This is a genomic window from Myxococcus sp. AB025B, assembly GCF_006518215.1.
In the GTDB taxonomy this organism is placed as follows: domain Bacteria; phylum Myxococcota; class Myxococcia; order Myxococcales; family Myxococcaceae; genus Myxococcus; species Myxococcus fulvus.
The window spans coordinates 1-278 of sequence record NZ_SRLW01000771.1 but is presented as its reverse complement, the minus strand read 5'-3'; the positions used below and the strand labels follow the sequence as shown (position 1 = coordinate 278).

Here is a 278-nt window from a genome sequence, read left to right as displayed (position 1 = left end):
AAGGAAGCTCACGATTATGCGGAGTTGGCCAAGGGTCTCATGGCCTCGACACGCTAGGTCGGATCGACCGTGGGCGGCGCGGCATACCCCTCAACTCCGCATAACGCCGGACTCGGCATAATTCTTCTTATGCGGTGCGCCGCATAAGCGCAAGAGCTTCGACACGCTGGCCACGCTGGTGACGGGCCACATGGGGCGCGACCTGCTGTCGGGCGACGTCTTCCTCTTCGTGGGAAGGAGCCGTCGGCGGGCCAAGGCCCTCTTCTTCGACGGTACGG

General features: G+C 63.7%; 1 pseudogene. It reads left to right on the top strand.

The window, feature by feature from the left end:
- Nucleotides 1-145: 145 nt before the first annotated feature.
- A pseudogene (tnpB, locus tag FL311_RS46430) lies at nt 146-278 on the top strand (IS66 family insertion sequence element accessory protein TnpB); the annotation flags it as partial.